At 72.3% G+C, this 19,055-nt stretch carries 17 protein-coding genes; 12 read left to right on the top strand and 5 right to left on the bottom strand.

The annotated features are described in order from the left end of the window. Positions 1–5: 5 nt before the first annotated feature. Complete coding sequence (locus tag ACSQ11_RS00580) at positions 6–1,022, top strand: sensor histidine kinase (protein WP_436002048.1); 1,017 nt, start codon at positions 6–8, stop codon at positions 1,020–1,022. Positions 1,023–1,081: 59 nt separating this feature from the next. On the opposite strand, the gene ACSQ11_RS00575 is transcribed toward ACSQ11_RS00580, so the two are convergent. Beyond that, on the bottom strand, positions 1,082–1,573 hold the full coding sequence (locus ACSQ11_RS00575; protein WP_436002046.1) for a GtrA family protein: 492 nt from the start codon (positions 1,571–1,573) through the stop codon (positions 1,082–1,084). A gap of 68 nt (positions 1,574–1,641) precedes the next feature. Between ACSQ11_RS00575 and ACSQ11_RS00570 the strand changes: the two genes are divergently transcribed. Next, the gene (locus ACSQ11_RS00570) at positions 1,642–2,814 is read left to right on the top strand and encodes a 5-(carboxyamino)imidazole ribonucleotide synthase (RefSeq protein ID WP_436002044.1); all 1,173 of its coding nucleotides are present in this window, start codon (positions 1,642–1,644) and stop codon (positions 2,812–2,814) included. Beyond that, on the top strand, positions 2,811–3,350 hold the full coding sequence (gene purE, locus ACSQ11_RS00565) for a 5-(carboxyamino)imidazole ribonucleotide mutase (RefSeq protein WP_436002042.1): 540 nt from the start codon (positions 2,811–2,813) through the stop codon (positions 3,348–3,350). Before ACSQ11_RS00570 ends, purE begins: the two co-directional genes overlap by 4 nt. Positions 3,351–3,362: 12 nt before the next feature. On the opposite strand, the gene ACSQ11_RS00560 is transcribed toward purE, so the two are convergent. After that, positions 3,363–3,815, bottom strand: coding sequence for a CoA-binding protein (locus ACSQ11_RS00560; RefSeq protein ID WP_436002040.1), 453 nt, complete (start codon positions 3,813–3,815; stop codon positions 3,363–3,365). A 65-nt stretch (positions 3,816–3,880) separates the two neighbouring features. Here ACSQ11_RS00560 and ACSQ11_RS00555 point away from each other — a divergent pair, with 65 nt between their 5' ends. From ACSQ11_RS00555 to ACSQ11_RS00545, 3 genes are all read left to right on the top strand, one after another. Then, the gene (locus ACSQ11_RS00555) at positions 3,881–4,897 is read left to right on the top strand and encodes an LLM class F420-dependent oxidoreductase (protein WP_436002038.1); all 1,017 of its coding nucleotides are present in this window, start codon (positions 3,881–3,883) and stop codon (positions 4,895–4,897) included. Positions 4,898–4,960: 63 nt separating this feature from the next. Next, a complete protein-coding gene (locus tag ACSQ11_RS00550; protein WP_436002036.1) occupies positions 4,961–6,022 on the top strand; it encodes an SGNH hydrolase domain-containing protein in 1,062 nt (353 codons plus the stop codon). A 102-nt stretch (positions 6,023–6,124) separates the two neighbouring features. Then, positions 6,125–7,291 carry an acyl-CoA dehydrogenase family protein gene (locus ACSQ11_RS00545; protein WP_436002034.1) on the top strand — a complete coding sequence of 389 codons (1,167 nt, stop codon included), beginning with the start codon at positions 6,125–6,127 and terminating at the stop codon, positions 7,289–7,291. Between the two features lie 63 nt (positions 7,292–7,354). Here ACSQ11_RS00545 and ACSQ11_RS00540 read toward each other — a convergent pair whose 3' ends face one another. After that, positions 7,355–8,692: an LCP family protein gene (locus ACSQ11_RS00540; protein WP_436002032.1), complete on the bottom strand. Its 1,338-nt coding sequence runs from the start codon at positions 8,690–8,692 to the stop codon at positions 7,355–7,357. Positions 8,693–8,787: 95 nt separating this feature from the next. Between ACSQ11_RS00540 and ACSQ11_RS00535 the strand changes: the two genes are divergently transcribed. From ACSQ11_RS00535 to ACSQ11_RS00510, 6 genes are all read left to right on the top strand, one after another. Next, positions 8,788–9,792: a glycosyltransferase family 2 protein gene (locus tag ACSQ11_RS00535; RefSeq protein WP_436002030.1), complete on the top strand. Its 1,005-nt coding sequence runs from the start codon at positions 8,788–8,790 to the stop codon at positions 9,790–9,792. 3 nt (positions 9,793–9,795) lie between these two features. Further along, positions 9,796–10,938 (top strand): glycosyltransferase, encoded by a 1,143-nt coding sequence (locus tag ACSQ11_RS00530; RefSeq protein ID WP_436002028.1) that lies wholly within the window; start codon positions 9,796–9,798, stop codon positions 10,936–10,938. A gap of 93 nt (positions 10,939–11,031) precedes the next feature. Then, entirely contained in the window at positions 11,032–11,997 is a 966-nt protein-coding gene (locus ACSQ11_RS00525; RefSeq protein ID WP_436002026.1) for an ABC transporter permease, read from the top strand. Between the two features lie 4 nt (positions 11,998–12,001). Further along, a complete protein-coding gene (locus tag ACSQ11_RS00520) occupies positions 12,002–12,865 on the top strand; it encodes an ABC transporter ATP-binding protein (RefSeq protein WP_436002024.1) in 864 nt (287 codons plus the stop codon). Next, on the top strand, positions 12,862–13,932 hold the full coding sequence (locus ACSQ11_RS00515; RefSeq protein WP_436002022.1) for a glycosyltransferase: 1,071 nt from the start codon (positions 12,862–12,864) through the stop codon (positions 13,930–13,932). Before ACSQ11_RS00520 ends, ACSQ11_RS00515 begins: the two co-directional genes overlap by 4 nt. Further along, a complete protein-coding gene (locus ACSQ11_RS00510) occupies positions 13,929–15,245 on the top strand; it encodes a glycosyltransferase (protein WP_436002020.1) in 1,317 nt (438 codons plus the stop codon). The genes ACSQ11_RS00515 and ACSQ11_RS00510 overlap by 4 nt, the downstream gene beginning before the upstream one ends. Before the next feature lie 48 nt (positions 15,246–15,293). On the opposite strand, the gene ACSQ11_RS00505 is transcribed toward ACSQ11_RS00510, so the two are convergent. Together ACSQ11_RS00505 and ACSQ11_RS00500 are read right to left on the bottom strand one after the other, a co-directional pair. Further along, on the bottom strand, positions 15,294–17,204 hold the full coding sequence (locus tag ACSQ11_RS00505; protein ID WP_436002018.1) for a hypothetical protein: 1,911 nt from the start codon (positions 17,202–17,204) through the stop codon (positions 15,294–15,296). Next, entirely contained in the window at positions 17,201–18,973 is a 1,773-nt protein-coding gene (locus ACSQ11_RS00500; protein ID WP_436002016.1) for a hypothetical protein, read from the bottom strand. Before ACSQ11_RS00500 ends, ACSQ11_RS00505 begins: the two co-directional genes overlap by 4 nt. Positions 18,974–19,055 lie beyond the last annotated feature (82 nt).

Genomic DNA, 19,055 nt, shown 5'->3' with positions numbered 1-19,055 from the left:
GCTCCATGCGTCGCCTCCTCCTGAGGTCCACGCTCGCGGCCGTCGGCGCCACGCTGGCGATCTGCGCCGTCCCGCTCCTCGTCATGGGCATCGTCATCGCCCTGTCGTCCGCGGAGCGGCGATCGAGCTTCGTCGAGTCCACGACGGGACTGCGCGGGGCGCTGGTCATCTCCGGCGTCGTGCTGGTCCTCGTCCTCCTCGGGCTGGCGGCGGGGTGGGCCGTCGCCCGGCGACGCGCTCGCCTCATCGGTGACCCGCTCACCGAGCTGGCGGCTCGGGCCGAGCGCCTCGGCGCCGGCGAGTCGCGCTTCATGCCGCTCGACTCGGGCATCGAGGAGCTCGACCGGATCAGCGACGTGCTCTCGCGCAGCGCCCACCAGGTGACCCGCAACCTCGCCGCCGAGCGCGACTTCGCGGCGGACGCCTCGCACCAGCTCCGCACGCCGCTCACGGCCCTGCTCATGCGTCTGGACGAGATCGCCTCGACCGACGACCTCGTCGTCATCCAGGAGGAGGCCCAGGTCGCGATCGACCAGGTCGAGCGGCTGAGCAAGGTCGTCGACGACCTCATGGGCCGCACCCGGGTGAGCGACCCGGCCCGGCCGAGCGTGTCGCTCGACGCGGTCCTCGCCTCGCTGCAGCGCGAGTGGCAGCCGGCCTTCGCGTCCTCGAAGCGAAGCATGCGCATCCACGGCGAGCGGGGCCTGCGCGTGCGGGCCACGCCGGTCGCTCTCGCACAGATCCTCTCGACCCTCGTCGAGAACGCCCTCGCGCACGGCCGGGGCACGGTCGACATCGCCGCCCGTCGCGCCGGCCCCTCCGTCGTCATCGAGCTCGGCGACGAGGGCGAGGGCGTGGCCACGTCGATCGCACCACACATCTTCGAGCGCTCGGTCTCGTCGACCGGGTCCGGTCTCGGCCTCACCCTCGCGCGCGACCTCGCCGAGGACAACGGCGGGCGCCTCGAGCTCGTGAGCACGCAGCCCGCGGTGTTCGCAGTGTTCCTTTCCGAGGCCGACTGATTGCCCCTCTGGGACCGATCAGGAATGCGGAACCGAGCAGGCCGGTCCCAGAGGGGCAATCAGTCGCGGGCCAGCGGTGAGGTGTCGACGTCGATCGGCTCTCCGGCGAAGACGAAGCGTCGGTAGGCCCAGAACCGGAACAGCGTTCCGAGCCCGATCGCGACGACCTTGGTGATGTTGTCGGCCGTCAGCGAGTTGAGCCCGAGCACGTAGTTCGTGAAGGCGATCGCCCCGGCCTGCAGGACGAGCGCGACGCCGTTGGTCCCGGCGAAGAGCGCCGCCTCGTGGTGGGCCGGGCGGTTGCGCCGGTGGCGGAAGGTCCACATCCGGTTGCCGACCCACGCGAACGCCGTCGCGATCGACGCCGAGACGATGACCGCGGCCGTCGGCTTGTCGTCGAGCACGGTGTGGCGCAGCAGGTTGAAGCTGCCCATGTCGACGACGAACGCCAGCAGCCCGATGACGCCGAACTTGATGGCCTCGCGGTAGAGCACGTCGATGGCTCCGCGGAGCCGCGAGATGAGGCCCCCTGCGGGGGTCGTGGACGTCACCGGGCGAGCGTAGCCGCCGAACCCGTGCCCGTATGCCGTCCGCGCGCCCTCGCCGATATCCTCCCGGGGTGACTGCCCCCCTGCGCGCCCCCGGAGGATTCCCCGTCGTCGGCATCATCGGCGGTGGCCAGCTGGCCCGGATGTGCGCCGGCCCCGCCGCCGAGCTGGGCCTGACGCTCAGCGTGCTCGCCGAGGCGCCGGACGCGAGCGCCGCCCTCGTCATCCCCTCGGCCCCGGTCGGCGCGCACAGCGACGTCGACGCCGTGCTCGCGTTCGCGGCCGAGTGCGACGTCGTGACGTTCGACCACGAGCACGTCCCGGCCGACGTCCTCGCGGCCCTCGCCGGGGCCGGGGTCGCCATGCACCCGACGCCGCAGGCCCTCGTGTTCGCCCAGGACAAGCTCGAGATGCGCGAGCGCCTCACCGCTCTCGGCGTCCCGTGCCCGCGCTGGGCCAGGGCGCTCACCGTCGACGAGGTCACCGCCTTCGGCGACGAGGTGGGCTGGCCGGTCGTCGCCAAGACCCCGCGCGGCGGCTACGACGGCAAGGGCGTGCGGGTCGTGGCGTCGGGCGAGGAGCTGCAGGACTGGCTCGAGCGCGCCGGCGCCGAGGACTCGCCGCTGCTGCTCGAGGAGAAGGTCCCCTTCACCCGCGAGCTGGCCGTCCTCCTGGCCCGCAGCCCGTCCGGGCAGGCCGCCGCGTGGCCAGTCGTGGAGACCGTCCAGACCGACGGGATCTGCACCGAGGTCATCGCTCCCGCCCCCGACCTCGACCCCGACCTGGCGGCGCGGGCGACCGAGGCGGCCCTGCGCATCGCGGGCGAGCTCGGCGTCACGGGCGTCCTCGCGGTCGAGATGTTCGAGCTGCCCGGCGGCGAGTTCGTCGTCAACGAGCTCGCCATGCGCCCGCACAACAGCGGCCACTGGTCGATGGACGGGGCGGTGACGGGCCAGTTCGAGCAGCACCTGCGTGCGGTGCTCGACCTGCCGCTGGGCTCGCCGAGGCCGCGCCACGCGTGGACGGTGATGGGCAACGTCCTCGGCGGGCACCACACCGAGCTGTACCCGGCATACCGGCACGTCATGGCGCGCGACCCCGAGGTCAAGGCGCACCTCTATGGCAAGGGCGTGCGACCCGGGCGCAAGATAGGACACGTCAACGTGAGCGGTGATAGCCTCACCGACTTGCGCGCGCGGGCGAGGCACGCCGCGGACTACATCGAGGGAGCGGTCACCGAATGAGCTCAACCACCGGTGGACAGGCGCCCGTCGTCGGCGTCGTCATGGGCAGCGACAGCGACTGGCCCGTCATGCAGCTGGCGACCAAGGTCCTCGACGAGTTCGGGGTCGCGCACGAGGTCGAGGTCGTCTCGGCGCACCGCATGCCCGACGAGATGATCAGCTACGGCCTCGAGGCCGAGGGGCGCGGGCTGCGCGTCATCATCGCCGGTGCCGGTGGCGCCGCCCACCTGCCCGGCATGCTCGCCTCGGTGAGCTCGCTGCCGGTCATCGGGGTGCCGGTCCCGCTCGAGCACCTCAACGGCATGGACTCGCTGCTGTCGATCGTCCAGATGCCGAGCGGTGTCCCCGTGGCGACCGTCTCGGTCGGCGGTGCCCGCAACGCGGGTCTGCTCGCGGTGCGCATCCTCGGTGCCGGCGACAGCGACGAGGCCGTCCGGCTGCGCGCTGAGATGGGCGAGTTCCGCAAGGGTCTGCGCAACCAGGCGCACGCCAAGGGCGAGGCCCTGCGCGAGCTGCGCTCCGTCCCGCCGGTCTGAGGCAGGCAGCGCTCAGCGGGCCGAGCCCTCTCCCCTGACCCGGGGCCACTCGATGCGCGGGCACGTGTCCATGACGACGAGGATGCCCGCCTTGCGGGCGCGCTCGGCGGCCGCGGTGTCGACGACGCCCTGCTGCATCCAGACCGCGTCGATCTGCAGCCGGTCCTTGTGCTCGATCGCCTGGTCGACCACCGCCCCGACGTGGTCGGAGTTGACGAAGCAGTCGACGACCTTGATGTCCTGGTCGGGGATGTCGGCCAAACTGGCGTAGCCCTGCTCGGCGTGCACCGTCTCGGCCTTGGGGTGGACGGGGATGATCCCCTTGCCGAGCTCGTGCTTGAGCCACTGCGCGACGCCGTATGCCGGTCGCTGCGCGTTGGTGCTCAGCCCGACGACCACCCAGGTGCCGGGGTCGTTGAGCAGCTCGCGGATGGTGTCGGGGTCGTTGCGGTGTCGGAACGTCACCTCCGCATCATGCCCCGGATGTCGGCGGGCTTGCGGGGGAGCAGGTGGGCGGGTTGAGTGAGGCCATGAGATTCGGCATCTTCGTCCCGCAGGGCTGGCGTCACGACCTCGTCGGCATCGACCCCGACCAGCACTGGGGTGTGATGGCGGGGCTCGCGAGGCGGGCGGACGGCATCCGCGACTGGGAGTCGATCTGGGTCTTCGACCACTTCCACCCGGTGCCGCACCCGACCCAGGAGGCGGTGCACGAGGCGTGGTCACTCATGGCCGCGTTCGCCGGGGTCACCGGGCGGGTCCGGATCGGCCAGATGTGCACGTGCATGAGCTATCGCAACCCGGCCTACCTCGCCAAGGTGGCGGCGACCGTCGACGTCATCTCCGAGGGGCGCCTCGAGATGGGCATCGGCGCGGGCTGGTACGAGCACGAGTGGCGGGCCTACGGCTACGGCTTCCCGGGCGCCGGCGAGCGCCTCGCCCGGCTGCGCGAGGGCGTCGAGATCATGCAGCAGATGTGGACGACCGGCACCGCGACCCTCGACGGCGAGCACTACCAGGTCGACGGGGCCATGTGCTTCCCGCGGCCGCTGCAGGGCACGGCCTTCGAAGGCTCCGAGCGCAACGGCATCCCGATGTGGGTGGCCGGTGGCGGCGAGCGCAAGACGCTGCGGATCGCGGCGGAGTACGCCGACTACACGAACTTCCTCGGGCAGCCCGACGTCTTCGCCCACAAGAGCGGGATCCTCAAGCAGCACTGCGCCGACGTCGGCCGCGACTACGACTCGATCGTGCGGTCCTCGAACTTCAACGTCGTCATCGGGCGCGACGAGCGCGAGGTGGAGGAGCGGTTCCGCTGGATCGAGTCGCACCTGCGCGGGGCCGGTGTCCCGGACGAGGCGGTGGAGCGCTCGATGAACGACTACCGCAAGGGCACGGCCGTCGGCACGCCCGACCAGGTCGCCAGCGCGCTCGCCGACATGCAGGACCTCGGGATGACCTACGCCATCACGAACTTCGCGGAGTCGGCCTACGACCTGTCCGGCGTCGAGCTCTTCGAGCGCGAGGTCATCCCGGCGCTGCGCTGACTCGAGCGCGGCCCGGGTTGGGCGAGGATGGGCGCGTCGAGGACACGAGAGGCGGAGGTGGACGTGGCTGGTCGTCGGGCGAGGCGCTGGACGAGCGGCAGTGCCGGCGGGCACCGCGCCGTCGCCGTGGCGCTGGCGACCGTCGTCGCCCTGGCGAGCGGGTGCGGCGCCGGGTCCGACGAACCCTCCGACAGCCCGACTGCCCCGACGACGGCGACGTCACGGACGAGCGCCCCACCAGCACCGACGCCGACCCAGCCGCCACACACCGCCGGTGACCCCTGCGTCGGACCCGGCGCACTCGTCCCGGCCAACGACTGCGACTCGGTGCAGGGCACGGGACCGCTCGTCGCCTCGCCGGCGGACATGAAGGCCCAGCTCAAGGACGCGCTCCTACAGAAGTGCCAGGCGTCGATCGCCGGCACCGAGCTGCGCGACTGCGTCCTCGGTGACACCGCCGCCCCGAAGGAGACCGTCGCGCTCGTCGGGGACTCGCACGCCATCGCGTTCCTCAGGATGGCCGACGCGCTCGGCAAGCGCCGGGGCTGGAAGGTCGTCGTCCACGGCAAGGGGTCGTGCCCCTCGAGCGACGCGGTGCGCACTCTCGCGGCCGAGACCGCACCGGCCCGCCACACCGCCTGCCAGACCTACAACCGGACGGTCGACGCGGTGCTGCTCGAGGACCGCACGATCACCCGGGTCCTCGCGTCGTCGTACACCGCGAGGTACGGCTGGCTGCCGTTCGCGGGCGCGACCGACGACGCAGCGGGGGTCAAGGGCTTCGCCACCCGGTTCGCCCGGTGGAAGAAGGCGGGCAAGAAGGTCACCGTCATCGCCGACGTGCCCTCGCCGCGCGAAGGGCTCTCGGTCCCCGAGTGCGTCGCCTCTCACCCGGACCCCGGCGACTCGTGCACCACGCCTCGCGCCGAGGCTGTGCCGGTCGACCTCGCCGTGACGGCGGCGCGGTCGGCGGGGGTGCAGGTCGTCGACCTCACCGACCTCTTCTGCGACGCGAGGACGTGCTTCGGGAGGGTCGGCGACGTCATCGTCTACCGCGACACCGACCACCTGAGCTTCGAGTACTCCGCGATGCTCGCCCCCTTCGTCGACGAGCGGCTGGGCTGACCGGGCCGTCGCGCGCGCGGGCCGAGCGGCGGTGCCGGGGACGTGGTCGGTTCCACACGCTGGGCGGCAGGGGCACGGCATACGCGTCGGTAGGATCGCGGGGTGAGTGCGAACCCCGACTTCCCCCTGTTCCAGGTCAACGAGGACCACGAGGCGATCCGCGAGGCGGTCCGTGACGTGGCCGAGGCCAAGATCGCGCCGTTCGCCGCGGCAGTCGACGAGGAGTCGCGCTACCCGCAGGAGGCGCACGACGCGCTCGTCGCGTCCGACTTCTTCGCGCCGCACGTGCCCGAGGAGTACGACGGGGTCGGCGCCGACGCGCTCGCGACCTGCATCGTCATCGAGGAGGTGGCCCGCGTCTGCGCGAGCTCCTCGCTCATCCCGGCCGTCAACAAGCTCGGCTCGCTACCCGTCATGCTCGGCGGCTCCGAGGAGGTCAAGAGCAAGTACCTCCCGCCGCTGGCCCGTGGTGAGGCCGGCTTCTCCTACGGACTGTCCGAGCGCGAGGCCGGCTCCGACACCGCTGCGATGAAGTGCCGCGCGAAGCAGGACGGCGACGACTGGGTCCTCAACGGGCAGAAGTCGTGGATCACCAACGCCGGTGTGTCCGAGTACTACACGGTCCTCGCCGTCACCGACCCCGACGGCGCCCGCGGCAACAACATCAGCGCGTTCGTCGTCGAGAAGTCCGACGAGGGCTTCACCTTCGGTGAGAAGGAGCGCAAGCTCGGCATCAAGGGCAGCCCCACCCGCGAGCTGATCTTCGACAACGTCCGGATCCCCGGCGACCGCATCGTCGGCGCACCCGGCGAGGGTCTCAAGATCGCGCTGCGCACCCTCGACCACACTCGCGTCACCATCGGCGCGCAGGCCGTCGGCATCGCCCAGGGCGCCCTCGAGCAGGCCACGGCCTACGTCAAGGAGCGCAAGCAGTTCGGCAAGCACATCGCCGACTTCCAGGGCATCCAGTTCATGCTCGCCGACATGGCGATGGAGCTCGAGGCCGCGCGGCAGATGGTCTACGTCGCCGCCGCCAAGTCCGAGCGTGGCGACGCGGACCTGCCCTTCTTCGGCGCTGCGGCCAAGTGCTACGCCTCCGACGTCGCGATGAAGGTCACGACCGACGCCGTCCAGCTCCTCGGTGGAGCCGGCTACACCCGCGACTTCCCGCTCGAGCGGATGATGCGCGACGCCAAGATCACCCAGATCTACGAAGGCACCAACCAGGTACAGCGCATCGTCATGGCGCGCCAGCTCCTCAAGGGCTGACCCGGCCACAGACGCACGTATGCCGTCCGCCCACGTGGGCGGACGGCATAACGGTGTCTGGGGTCAGCCGCCGGAGGGCTTGCCGTCGGTACCAGCGGGAGGCGCCTCGAGCGGCTGGTCCTCGCGGAGCATGGTGAACAGCGCCTTGGCGCGCTCGGTGTCCCACTTGACCGAGATCCCGGCACGCGTCTGGTAAGCCGTGTCCTGGATCGGCACCGTGAGGCTGAGCGTCGAGTCGTTGCCGGCGCCACGCATGGCGAGCAGGATGTTGGCGGAGTCGCGGATCGACGTGTCCTGCCCGACTCCGACCGCACCGGCGGCGGTGTGCGTGAAGGACCAGTAGCGGAACGGGTTGAGGACGGTCGACGGGGTCGCCGCGCCCTTCATGATCGCCGCGAGGAACTGGCGCTGGCGGTCGGCGCGGCCGATGTCGCCGCGCGGGTCGGAGTAGCGGGCGCGCACGAATCCGAGGGCGTTCTTGCCGTCGAGGACCTGGCAGCCCTTCTTGAGGTTGATGTGGGCCTTCTCGTCGTCCATGTCGAACGGCACGCAGATGTCGACGCCGCCGAGGCTGTTGACGACGTCGTTGAAGCCGCCGAACCCGATCTCGAGGTAGCCGTCCAGCCGGAGCCCGGTCACCTGCTCGAGGGTCTGGACGAGCAGCTGGGGGCCGCCGATGGAGTAGGCCGCGTTGACCTTGTTGCTGCCGTGGCCCGGGATGGGGACGTAGCTGTCGCGGGGGATCGAGATGATGACCGACTTGCCGCCGCCGGACGGGACGTGGACGAGCATGATCGAGTCGGTGCGCCGGCCCTCGGCGGTGCCGGTTCCCAGCGCCTTGCGCTCGGCCGGCGTGAGGTCGTCGCGCGAGTCCGAGCCCACGAGCAGATAGGTGTTGCCGGGCGTCTCGGCCGGTCGGTCGCCGGCAGGGGCGTCGTCGACGCGGGTCACGGTGCCCCAGGCGTGGAGCGGTGCGAAGACGAGGTAGCCCACCCACGCAAGGAGGAGCACGGGGACGAGCAGGAGCCAGCGGCGGCGACGGCGCGGGCGCTCGTCCTCGAGGGGTCGGGGTCCGCGGTCGTTGCTGGGCGGGACGGGCCGGCGTCCGTCGGGACGTGGGCCCGCGGCGGCACGGCGGGGGTCGCGGCCGTCGCGGGCGTCGCCCGGGACGGGGCGTCCGGCGCGCTCGACGCGCTCCGGCCGCTCGCGGGGTTCGCGACGCCGGCTCGGTTCGGTGCGCACGGGTCGGGCCGCACGCGACGACGAGCCGCGACGGCGGCCCCGGGTGTCGACCGTGAAGACGCCGTCGTCCTCGTCGTCGAGCTCGGGGCGCCGGCGATCGGGCCGTCCCTGCTGGGGGATCGGCCGGGCGTCGTCTCTGCGGGGCGGGCGTTCAGGCATCGCCTCATAGTGTGCTCGCGGCATCTGTCGACGCAAAACGGCTCGCCGACCCCAGCGTGCGAATCGGCGCGGCGGACTGGGGGATGATCGGGGCGATGAGCGCGACCCAGCCCGACGCCAGCCCGTCCACGACCCCACCGGTGAGCGTGGTGATCCCGGTCCTCGACGAGGAGCGGCACCTCCGCGACGCCGTGGCCCAGGTCCTGCGGCAGTCGTATGCCGGTGAGCTCGAGGTCGTCCTCGCGCTCGGCCCGTCGACGGACCGCACCGACGAGGTCGCGGCCGAGCTCGTGGCCGCCGACCCGCGCGTCCGGACCGTGCCCAACCCGACCGGCCGCACGCCGGCCGCCCTCAACGCCGGCATCGGGGCCGCCCGGCACGACGTCATCGTCCGGGTCGACGGCCACGCCGAGATCCCCGAGGACTACGTCGCGACCGCCGTGCGCACCCTCGACGAGACCGGTGCCGACAACGTCGGTGGGCTGATGAAGGCCGTGGGGCGCAGCGCCTTCGAGCGGGCCGTGGCCTGTGCGATGCGCAGCCGGATCGGGGTCGGGGGAGGCACGTTCCACGTCGGTGGGGGAGCCGGCCCGGTCGACACCGTCTATCTCGGGGCGTTCCGCCGCAGCGCCCTCGACCGCGTCGGCGGCTACGACGAGCGCTACACCCGCACCCAGGACTGGCACCTCAACCTCAAGCTGCGCCAGACCGGCGGCACCGTGTGGTTCACGCCCGACATGGAGGTGACCTACCGGCCACGGTCCACCGTCAAGGCCCTCGCGCGTCAGTACTTCCAGTACGGCCAGTGGCGCCGCGTGGTCATGCGCGAGCACCCCGAGACGGCGAACGCCCGCTACCTCGCGCCACCCGTCATGGTGGCCGGCACGGCTGCGGCGACCCTGCTGGGACTGGCCTGGGCGCCTGCGCTCCTCGTGCCGACGGCATACGTTGCGGGTGTCCTCGTCGGTGGCGTCGCGATCAGCGGCGGGGAGCCTGCCCGCGCGCGTGCCCTCACCCCGCTCGCGCTCGCGACGATGCACTGGTCGTGGGGTGTGGGCTTCCTCACGAGCCCCCGCTCCCTCGGCCGCGAGGAGGCCTGACCCGTGCGGATCCTCATGCTCGTGTGGACCGGGGTCGCCACCGACGCGCGGGTGCTGCGCGAGGCGCGCACGCTGGCCGGTGCCGGTCACGGCGTGCACATCATCGGTCGCGCCGTGCCCGCCGGGTTCGAGCCGGGGGAGGGTGTCACCGTCGGCTCCGTCGGGCAGGCGCCCGCCGCCGAGGGGCGCGGCCGGCGGCTCAGCGCACCCGAACGGGCAGCGCGCTGGGCCCTCCTGCCGCAGCACCGACAGCGCCGTCTGGCCGCCTGGCAGGCGCAGGCGCTCGAGCAGGCGCGGGCGTGGGCGCGCGAGACCGGTGCGCCGGACGTCGTCCACGTCCACGACTTCACGGCCCTCGAGCCCGGGGTGGCCCTCGCACGCGAGTGGTCGGTGCCTTGGGTCTACGACACCCACGAGTACTGGGTGGGCCGCCCCGTCGAGGGCCGCCCCACCCCGCTCGCGCTGCGCCGGGAGGCTCGGCGCGAGGGCGAGCTCGTCACCGGTGCCGCCGCCGTCATCACCGTCGGCGAGGGTGTGGCCGCTGCTCTGCGCCGCGACCACCCGGACTGGCCCGAGGTCACCGTCGTCCGCAACACCTTCCCCCGGGGCGACGCGACCGGCGTCGCCTCGCCCCCTCGAGGACTCGTGTATGCCGGCCGGCTGGCTGCCGATCGGGAGCTCGAGATCGTGGCCGCGGCCAGCCGGCGGCTCGACCTGCCGGTGACGATCATGGGTCCGGGGGACGCCGAGTGGCTGGAGCGGTTCGACCCGGGTGCCGCCACGGTCGAGCCCAGCGCCGGCCACGACGTCGTCGAGCAGCGGCTCCGGGCAGCCGGCGCCGCACTGGTGACCCACAGCGACCGGTGGGAGAACCACCGCCTCGCCATGCCCAACAAGCTCTTCCACGCCGTGTCCGTCGGGGTGCCCGTCGTCGCGACCGATGTCGGCGAGCTCGGGGCGCTCGTGAGGGAGCACGGGGTGGGGACCCTGTACGCGCCCGGATCGGTGGACGGGCTGGTCACGGCGGTGAGCGAGCTCGTCCGCGACCACACGGCATACCTGCAGGCCGTGGAGGTGGCCCGCGGAGAACTCACGTGGGAGCGCGACTCGGCCACCCTGCTGGGCCTGTACGGGACATGGGGGTGACCCGAAGTCCTCTACACTGACGAGTCGCTGCGCCACACCAGATCACCGGTTCCGTGGCTGTCGAAGCGATCACGACGAGAGATTGGGTGACGGATGTCAGAGGCCGACCAGGCCACCGGCCACCGCGACGCCGACGACGCTGGTGCCAAGGGCGCGCTCGCCGCGGACCAGGCCGCCGCCGACCACGCGGCCAACCGCGAGGCCAACGAGCGGGCCAGCAAGTCCGGCTACCTCACCGAGGTCCAGGTCTACGAGCCCCACCGGGCCGGGCTGCCGCCGCTGGTGCCGTACTTCAAGGAGCTGTGGCACCGCAAGGAGTTCGCCGCCGAGCTCTCGCGCGCCGAGATGCGCTCGGCCAACACCCGGACCTTCTTCGGTCAGGTGTGGCTCGTCATCAACCCGCTGCTGCTCGCGGGCGTCTACTTCATCCTGCTGTTCATCCTGTCGAGCCGGAAGGACGGCGCGGCCTTCTTCGCGCACCTCACGGCCGGCATCTTCACGTTCTACTACCTGTCCGGGGCGATCACGACGGGCGCCCGCTCCGTCGTCGGCGGTGGCGCGCTCATCGCCAACATGTCGTTCCCGCGGCTGCTCATGCCGTTGTCGTCGGTGCGCACGGCGTTCTTCCGGTTCCTGCCGCCGCTCGCGGTCTACTTCATCATCCACGCCCTCACCGGGCAGCCGTGGTCCTGGAAGATGCTGCTGTCGCTGTACTTCCTCGCCTGCCTCACCGCCTTCGGCGCGGGTCTGGCGGCGCTCTTCGCGACGCTGCAGATCTACTTCCGCGACACGTTGAGCTTCCTGCCGTACTTCCTGCGCATCTGGCTCTACCTCAGCCCCGTGCTCTGGTTCATCGAGGAGGTGCCGGGCCGGCTCGCGCCGTTCATGAAGTTCAACCCGCTCTACTCCGTGCTCGGTGGCTTCACCGACCTGCTCGTGCGCTCCGACGTCCCGCCGCTGCACATCTGGGTGCTCGCCGCGGTCTGGTCGATCCTCATGGTCGCCGTCGGTTTCCTGTTCTTCATCTCGAGGGAGCGTGAGTTCGCTGTCCGCCTCTGACCCCGTGTCCCAGCCCGTCGCACCCTCGTCGGAGGAGACCGCCACCGCCGCGCCGGCCGCTCCCGCTGCGTCCGCGCCTGCCGGCACCTCGACCGTGGAGCCCCGCCCGGCGGTGCGCGTCGAGAACGTCTCGGTGACCTACCGCACGACCTTCGAGCGGACCCCGACCTTCAAGCAGGCGATCGTCCGCTTCGGCCGCGGCGAGCGTGCCGTGCGCGAGGTCCACGCCGTCAAGGACGTCTCGTTCGACGTGCCCGAGGGCACGTCGCTCGGCATCATCGGCGCCAACGGCGCCGGCAAGTCGACCCTGATCCGCACCATCGGCGGCATCCTCCCGCCGACGAGCGGCCGGATCGAGGTCCACGGCCGGATCAGCGCGCTGCTCGCGCTCGGCGTCGGCTTCAACCCCAACCTCTCCGGTCGCGAGAACGTCGTCCTCGGTGGTCTGGCCAATGGCCTGACCCGCGCGCAGGTCTCGGCCCGCGCCGAGGAGATCGCCGACTTCTCCGAGCTCGGCGACTTCATGGACCTGCCGATCCGGACCTACTCCTCCGGCATGCGCTCCAAGCTCGCCTTCGCCGTCTCGGTCCACATGGACCCCGACATCCTCATGATCGACGAGGCGCTCTCCGCCGGTGACGCGGCGTTCAAGAAGAAGGCCGCGGACAAGATGGCCGAGCTCATGAAGTCGGCGCGCGCGATGTTCCTCGTCTCGCACGGCCTCGGCTCGATCAAGGAGATGTGCAACCGGGCGATCTGGCTGCACAAGGGCAGCCTCATGCTCGAAGGAACTCCGGACGAGGTCATCGCGGCCTACACGAAGTTCCTCAAGGTCGGTGAGGACGCCTTCAGCCTCGAGGACCTGTGAGTCCTGACGCGCGTCCGGACGTCACGATCGTCACGTCCGGGCACGACGTCGCCGACGCCCGCCTGCACCGCCTCACCCGTGCCCTCGTGCGCCACGGCGCCAGCGTCGAGGTCCTCGGCCTCGGGGCGGAGACCGACGGGCCCACCGGGGCGTCGGTGCGGACGTGGCCGCGCGGGTCGATGGTCGGGCGCGGCGCCCGCGGGCTGACGATGGCCCGTGCCGCACGAGGACGGGTCCTGCTCGCACTCGACCCCGACTCGCTGCTGTGGGCCCGCGTCGTCGGGCGTCTCACCCGCCGACCGGTCGTCGCCGACGTCCACGAGGACTACCGCCGGATGCTCGAGGACCGGGCCTGGGCGCAGGGCGTCCTCGGTCGCGGCGCCCGCGTCGTGGCCCGGGCCGCGGAGACCGTCGCCTCCCGTGCGGACCTCACCCTCGTCGCCGACGAGCACGTCCCGCCCGGCTCGGCCCGGCGGCGCCTCGTCGTGCGCAACGAGGCCGACAAGGAGCTCATCGGACCCTCGCAGCCGTGGGACGAGCGCCCCCGCGCGGCCTACGTCGGGGACGTGCGCGCCAGCCGAGGGCTCTTCGCGATGCTCGACGCGCTGCGGGGGGCACACGAGTGGACCCTCGACGTCGTCGGACCCGTGGCCTCCGCGGACCAGCCCGCCGTCGACGCGCTCCTCGAGGCCGAGCCCGAGCTTGCGGCGCGGGTCTCGTGGCACGGCCGCCAGCCGCCGGCGGAGGCCTGGGCGATCGCCCACGGTGCGTGGGTCGGCTTCGCCCTGCTCGAGGACACCCCGGCCTTCCGCGACGCCCTGCCCTCGAAGCTCCACGAGTACATCGCCGCCGGGCTCATCCCCGTCGTCACCCCGCTGCCCCGCCAGGCGCGGCTCTGCGACGAGGTCGGTGGCTTCGTCGTGGCCGACGGCGAGGAGGCGGGGCAGGTGTTGCGCTCGCTCGCCGCCGACCCGGCCGCACGTACCCGGTTGACCGCCCCCGAGGCGACCGTCGCACGCACGTCCTACGACGAGGCCGCAGAGGCCATCGTCGGGCTGCTCCCGTGACGTCGACGGCGACCCGTCGGGTCCGTGTCGCCATGGTCGTCAACAACGGCATGGCCAACGACTCACGCGTCATCAAGTCCGCCGTCTCGCTGGTGCGCGCCGGTGCCGACGTCACGGCGTTCGGTGTCGCGTCGGCGGGCGCGGCCCAGTCCGAGGCCGTCTGTGGCGGAGCCCGGTTCGTCCGGCTCCCGGTGTTCCCCAAGCGCGGTCTCACACCGGCATACGCCGGCTATGCCGTCCGCCGCAGGCGGGGGCGCCTCGGTCCGGCCGAGCGCTGGCGCACCTCCCTCGCGGCCACGTCGGCCTACGCCGACGCCTTCGTGCCGGCTCTCGTCGAGCACGCACCCGACGTCGTCCACGTCCACGACGTCCACATCCTCGCCGCGGTCCTCGAGGCCTGGCCGGACCCGGCGCAGCGCCCGGTGCTCGTCTACGACGCGCACGAGTACGTCGCGGACCTCGCCGTCTCGGGTGCGAGGACCCGTCGCGTCGTCGACGGGTGGGCGGCCCTCGAGGCCGAGATGATCCCGCACGTCGACCGCGTCATCACCGTCGCCGACGGGATCGCCCGACGGCTCGAGGCGGAGCACGACCTGAGGAACCCCGTCACCGTCGTCCACAACGCGCCGCTGGCGTGGGACGACCTCGTCGCCTCACGCAACCTGCGCGACGAGGCCGGCGTGGGGGAGGGGACGTCGCTCGCCGTCTACTCCGGTGCCGTAAGCGCCGCCCGAGGGCTCGACACGGTCATCGGCGCCCTGCCCTCGGTGCCGGACGTCCACCTCGCCGTCGTCGCGGTGCCGCACCCGCACCCCATGGCTCCCGAGCTCGAGCGCCGCGCCGCCGCGCTCGGCGTGGCCGACCGGCTGCACCTCGTGCCGCCGGTGCCCTCGCAGGAGGTCCCGGCCTACCTCAGCACGGCGGACGTCGCCGTGAGCCCCATCCACGGTGACTCGGCGAGCTACGACATGGCGCTGCCCAACAAGCTCTTCGAGTTCATCCACGCGGGGCTGCCCATCGCCACGAGCGACATCGCCGCCATGGCCGCGTTCGTGCGCGAGCACCACCTCGGCGAGGTCTTCCGGCAGCGTGACGCCGCCGACTGCGCCCGCGCGCTCACGTCCGTTCTGGCGCAGGTCGCCGCTGGTGAGGGCCCGTCGGCGGAGGTCCTGGCCGCGCTGCGCCACGAGTACTCCTGGCAGACCCAGGAGCAGCACCTCGTCGAGCTCTATCGCAACCTCGGGGGCGTGGCGGGCGGTCTGCACCAGCCGACGCACCCGTGGTCCCACGACGAGCTGACGCTCGACTTCTGAGCGCGGCCGGTCCGACCCGTCCAGAGGGACGAGCCGGCCCGGGGAGCGTCAGCCGCGGCCGAGGCCGAGCTCGTCGAGGGTCGGTCCGATGCCGTTGATCGCAGGAGCGTGAGCGTTGGTGCGCGCGGCGTTCCAGACGGCGTAGACCGCGCCCTGGTCGAGGGCCGTGAGCACGGTGGCCTCGCGCAGGTGGCGCATCGCCTCCGGGTTGCGCCGGATCGAGATCCACCAGCCGTGGGGGAGACCGTGCTTGCCCACCTGGCGACGGATGAACTGACGCTGGACGGTGTTCTGGGCGACGACCTTGGCCCAGCGCGGCGAGTACTTGCGCAACGGCCGGTCGACGGCGACGGCGTTGGTCGGCCGGCTCAGCAGGGTGACGGTGTCGGCGAGCTCGGCGAGCCCGTCGTCAGCCACGCTCTGGGGACCGATGAGGTGGAGCCGGCCACCGTTGTCGCGGACACGCTGGATCTGGCTGCGGACGACCTTGGGGATCGGCACGGTGAACACCATCGTCACCTGCTCGCCGCGCGCGTGCTGGACGACGGGGGACTCGACGTGGAAGTCCTTGCCCTTGGGCGAGGCCTCGAGCGGCGCGAGGTCCGCGGCGTCGAGCTCGGCGTGGTCCAGGCCGGGGGCGAACTGCTCGGTGAGACGGTCCACCGCGGGCTGGAGCTGGGCGTAGCGCTCGAACTGGTCGGCGTGGCGCTTGGACGCCGTCCGGTCCTCCTCGGTGGCCGAGAGCACCCGCTCGGCGGTGGCGACATAGGCCTCGGCGAGGTCCTCGGCGTCGACGCCGTCGTTGCGGACCCACAGGGGGTAGCCGTCGAGGATCTCGGTGGCGGCGTGGTCCCACTCGTGCGCCGACATGATCGGCAGGCCGGTGGAGATGTAGTCGAAGACCTTGCCGGAGGTGACGTACTTGCCGCCGACGAGACAGAGGATGAGGGCGTCCCAGCTCTCGTAGACCGCAGCGGTGTCGGCCTTGGCGACGGGCCCGCCGAAGCTCACGCCGTGCTCGGCGTACTCGTTGATGACGGCGGCCTGGGCGTTGATCCCGAGCGCTGAGCCGGACCCGAGGTGCCCGCGGAAGACGAGCCGGGAGCGGCGCAGGACCTCGTTGTCCTCGCGGGCGAGGCGCCAGCCCTCGCACAGGGCGCGCATCCGGTGCGCGTCGAAGGTCACCGTGCCGAGGAAGCCGAAGGTGAGGCCGGCTTCGGGGTCGGGCACCTTGTGCTCGATCCGGTTGGTGCCGATGGCGATGTCGCTGCCGTTGCGCGCGATGTGCATGCGGTCGGCGGCCTCGGGATAGAGACCGGCATACGCGTCCCGGATGGGGCGGTTGACGAACCACGCCTCGGTGGCGTGGTCGACGAGCTCCTGCTCGAAGACGCCCGCGCGCGAGTCGGGCCCGAAGGCCGGCACGTCGCGCAGGATGTCGATGGCCCACGCGTCGCGGTAGTCGATGACGTAGGGCAGGCCGTTGCGCTTGTGGAGGTCGAGGGCCGGCGCGAAGAACGTGTACGGCGACGCCGACGTCAGCAGCAGGTCTGGGGGAGTGTCCATGGCGTCGTGGATCTCGCGCACCGACTCGACGAGCTGGTCGTGCCAGCGGCCGAACACGACCTCCGGGAACTGCTCGGTGTCGCCGCGCCGGTGCTGCTTGAGCCAGCGACCGGGCTGGTGCGCCCGCAGCTCGGAGTAGGTGCGGATGTCGGTCTCGAAGTCCTCGCGGTAGAGCGGGAGCCGGTGGATCTCGATCCGCGGGTCGACGAGGTCGGACAGGGAGCTGTCGAGGCCCTGCTCACGACGCCAGGCGCTCTCGGTGAGCGTGACCACGGTGACCTTCCAGCCAGAGCGCACGAAGGCGTTCGCCGTGGCCAGCTTGCGGTAGACGCAGGACTTGGCCGCCGGCGGGAACCCCCAGGCGAGGTAGAGCAGGTGGGGCTGGTCGCTCATGCGGTGGTGGTGCCTTCCGGGCGGAGGAGGAGGTGCTCGAGCTTCGGTCCGACGACGGACCAGTCGTAGGTGGCGCGGGTCCACTCGGTGCTCTCGCGGGCGGACTCCTCGAGGCTGATGCCGTCGGTGTGCTCGATGATGCGCTGCGCGGCCTCCTCGGGCGTCTCGACGACCCACGAGTCCGGGAACATCGTGCGGGGTCCGCCGTAGGCCGCGACGAACGGCCAGTTGCGGATGACGGGCAGGGCGCCGCTGGCCGCGCCCTGGATGGCGGCCTCGTGCGTGCCCTCGCGCAGGCTCGACGAGAGAATGACGCCGACGCGGCGCAGGGCGTGGCCGACGTCCTTGCTGTAGCCCATCTTGCGGACACCGGGGCCGAGGTCCTCGATGCGCTGGGTCACCTGGTCGCGGTAGTCGCGCGCGGTCGCGGTGAGCTGCTCGACGGGGGCGAACTCGGAGCCGAACAGCCGCATCTGCCACCGGTCGTCGTGGTTGCGCAGGATCTCGAGCACGTCGAGGGCCCAGAGCGGGTCCTTGACCATCTGCGCCCAGCCGACCAGCGCGATGGTGCGCTCCCACGACCCGCGCTTGGGCCGGGCGTAGTCGCCGAGGACGTTGCGGTTGGGGATGACGTGCAGCGTGGGCCCGGAGTCCACCGCAGGCGTCCCGACCTGCGTGAGGTTGCGGATGTGCTCGGCGACGAACACGAGGTCGTCGATGCCGCTCCAGTCGGTCATGTGCGGGAACTGCGTGAACGCCTCGTAGCTGTGGATCCGGCTCACCGTGCGCGCCCTGAGGTCGGGCAGCATCGAGGTCCACACCATCGCGCGATGGCCCCACTCGGTGAAGACCGTGTCGGCCCAGTCGAAGTCCTCGCGCACCTCGGCGGGCACCGTGAACGGTATGCCGTCCGCCTGCCTGAGGCGGTTGGCGACGAGCTTGCGGGGAGTTGCCTCCCACGGACCCTTGGGCACGGTGCGCAGGTCGAGGGTGCGGATCTCGACGTCGTCGCGCTGCGACCACTCGTCGATGATGCCTCGGGCGAAGTTGAAGTTGCTCACCGTCGTCACGAGCAGGCGGTGCGGTCGTGAGATGTCGGGCTCCGCGTGGGTGCGGGTCCGCTCGGTCGGGGTCGACAGGGCCTGGAACGCCTTGGACACGCGCAGCGGAGCGAGGTAGCCGACGGGGTCCTGGGCGTAGGGGGACGCGAGGCCCTCGAAGTGGAAGTAGCGGTGGAAGAGGAGGTCGAACGCGTCCTGGAGGTGCCCACCGGCGGCGTCGTGGTCGCGCCGGTTGTACGCGCCGTCGGCCTCGGCGACGCTGAGCCGGACCAGCTCGGCGGTGTCGGGCGGCAGCGTGCCCGCGCTGAGGTCGGCCACGGCCTTGCGGACCCGGAGCACCAGGCCGCGGGAGCCGGGCACGGACGGTCCGACGCCGGCATACAGACGGTAGGCGGAGGTCGGGGCCTTGCGACGGGTGAGGCGCTCGCCGACCCAGGCCGCACCGGTGGCGGCCGCCTGGCCGGCGCCGGGGACGCGGCTGGCGGCGATGGTGCCGGAGATCAGGGCGTCGCGCCGCCGGGGGACGTCGAGGACGCGTCGGTCGAGGGCCCGCAGGGCGCGCTCGCGCACCTCGCCCGGCGACCTCGGCACCGACGTCGCGCGCCGCTTGACGGCCTTGGCCACCTTGGCGGCCACTGGTTCGCGGTGCGGGATCGGGAGGGCGCCGGGGCTGGCGCCTCGGGTCGAGGGCGTCGTGGGCTGGTCCACGCAGAGTGCTCCTGGCCGTGTCGGGGTCGCGGTCTCGGGCGGGACGGCCCGTTGGGGCGGGGCGCTCCCGGGTCGTTCACGA

The sequence above is a fragment of the Knoellia sp. LjRoot47 genome, assembly GCF_964253435.1.
Lineage (GTDB): Bacteria > Actinomycetota > Actinomycetes > Actinomycetales > Dermatophilaceae > Knoellia.
This window is presented reverse-complemented; position numbering and strand designations above follow the sequence as displayed.

What these genes read in the sequence shown, in the direction of transcription:
- ACSQ11_RS00555 (WP_436002038.1), top strand. Translation starts at nt 3,881, where the DNA reads ATGAGATTCGGCATCTTCGTCCCGCAGGGCTGGCGTCACGACCTCGTC.
- ACSQ11_RS00525 (WP_436002026.1), top strand. Translation starts at nt 11,032, where the DNA reads ATGTCAGAGGCCGACCAGGCCACCGGCCACCGCGACGCCGACGACGCT.
- ACSQ11_RS00505 (WP_436002018.1), bottom strand. Translation starts at nt 17,204, where the DNA reads ATGAGCGACCAGCCCCACCTGCTCTACCTCGCCTGGGGGTTCCCGCCG.
- ACSQ11_RS00540 (WP_436002032.1), bottom strand. Translation starts at nt 8,692, where the DNA reads ATGCCTGAACGCCCGCCCCGCAGAGACGACGCCCGGCCGATCCCCCAG.
- ACSQ11_RS00535 (WP_436002030.1), top strand. Translation starts at nt 8,788, where the DNA reads ATGAGCGCGACCCAGCCCGACGCCAGCCCGTCCACGACCCCACCGGTG.
- purE (WP_436002042.1), top strand. Translation starts at nt 2,811, where the DNA reads ATGAGCTCAACCACCGGTGGACAGGCGCCCGTCGTCGGCGTCGTCATG.
- ACSQ11_RS00580 (WP_436002048.1), top strand. Translation starts at nt 6, where the DNA reads ATGCGTCGCCTCCTCCTGAGGTCCACGCTCGCGGCCGTCGGCGCCACG.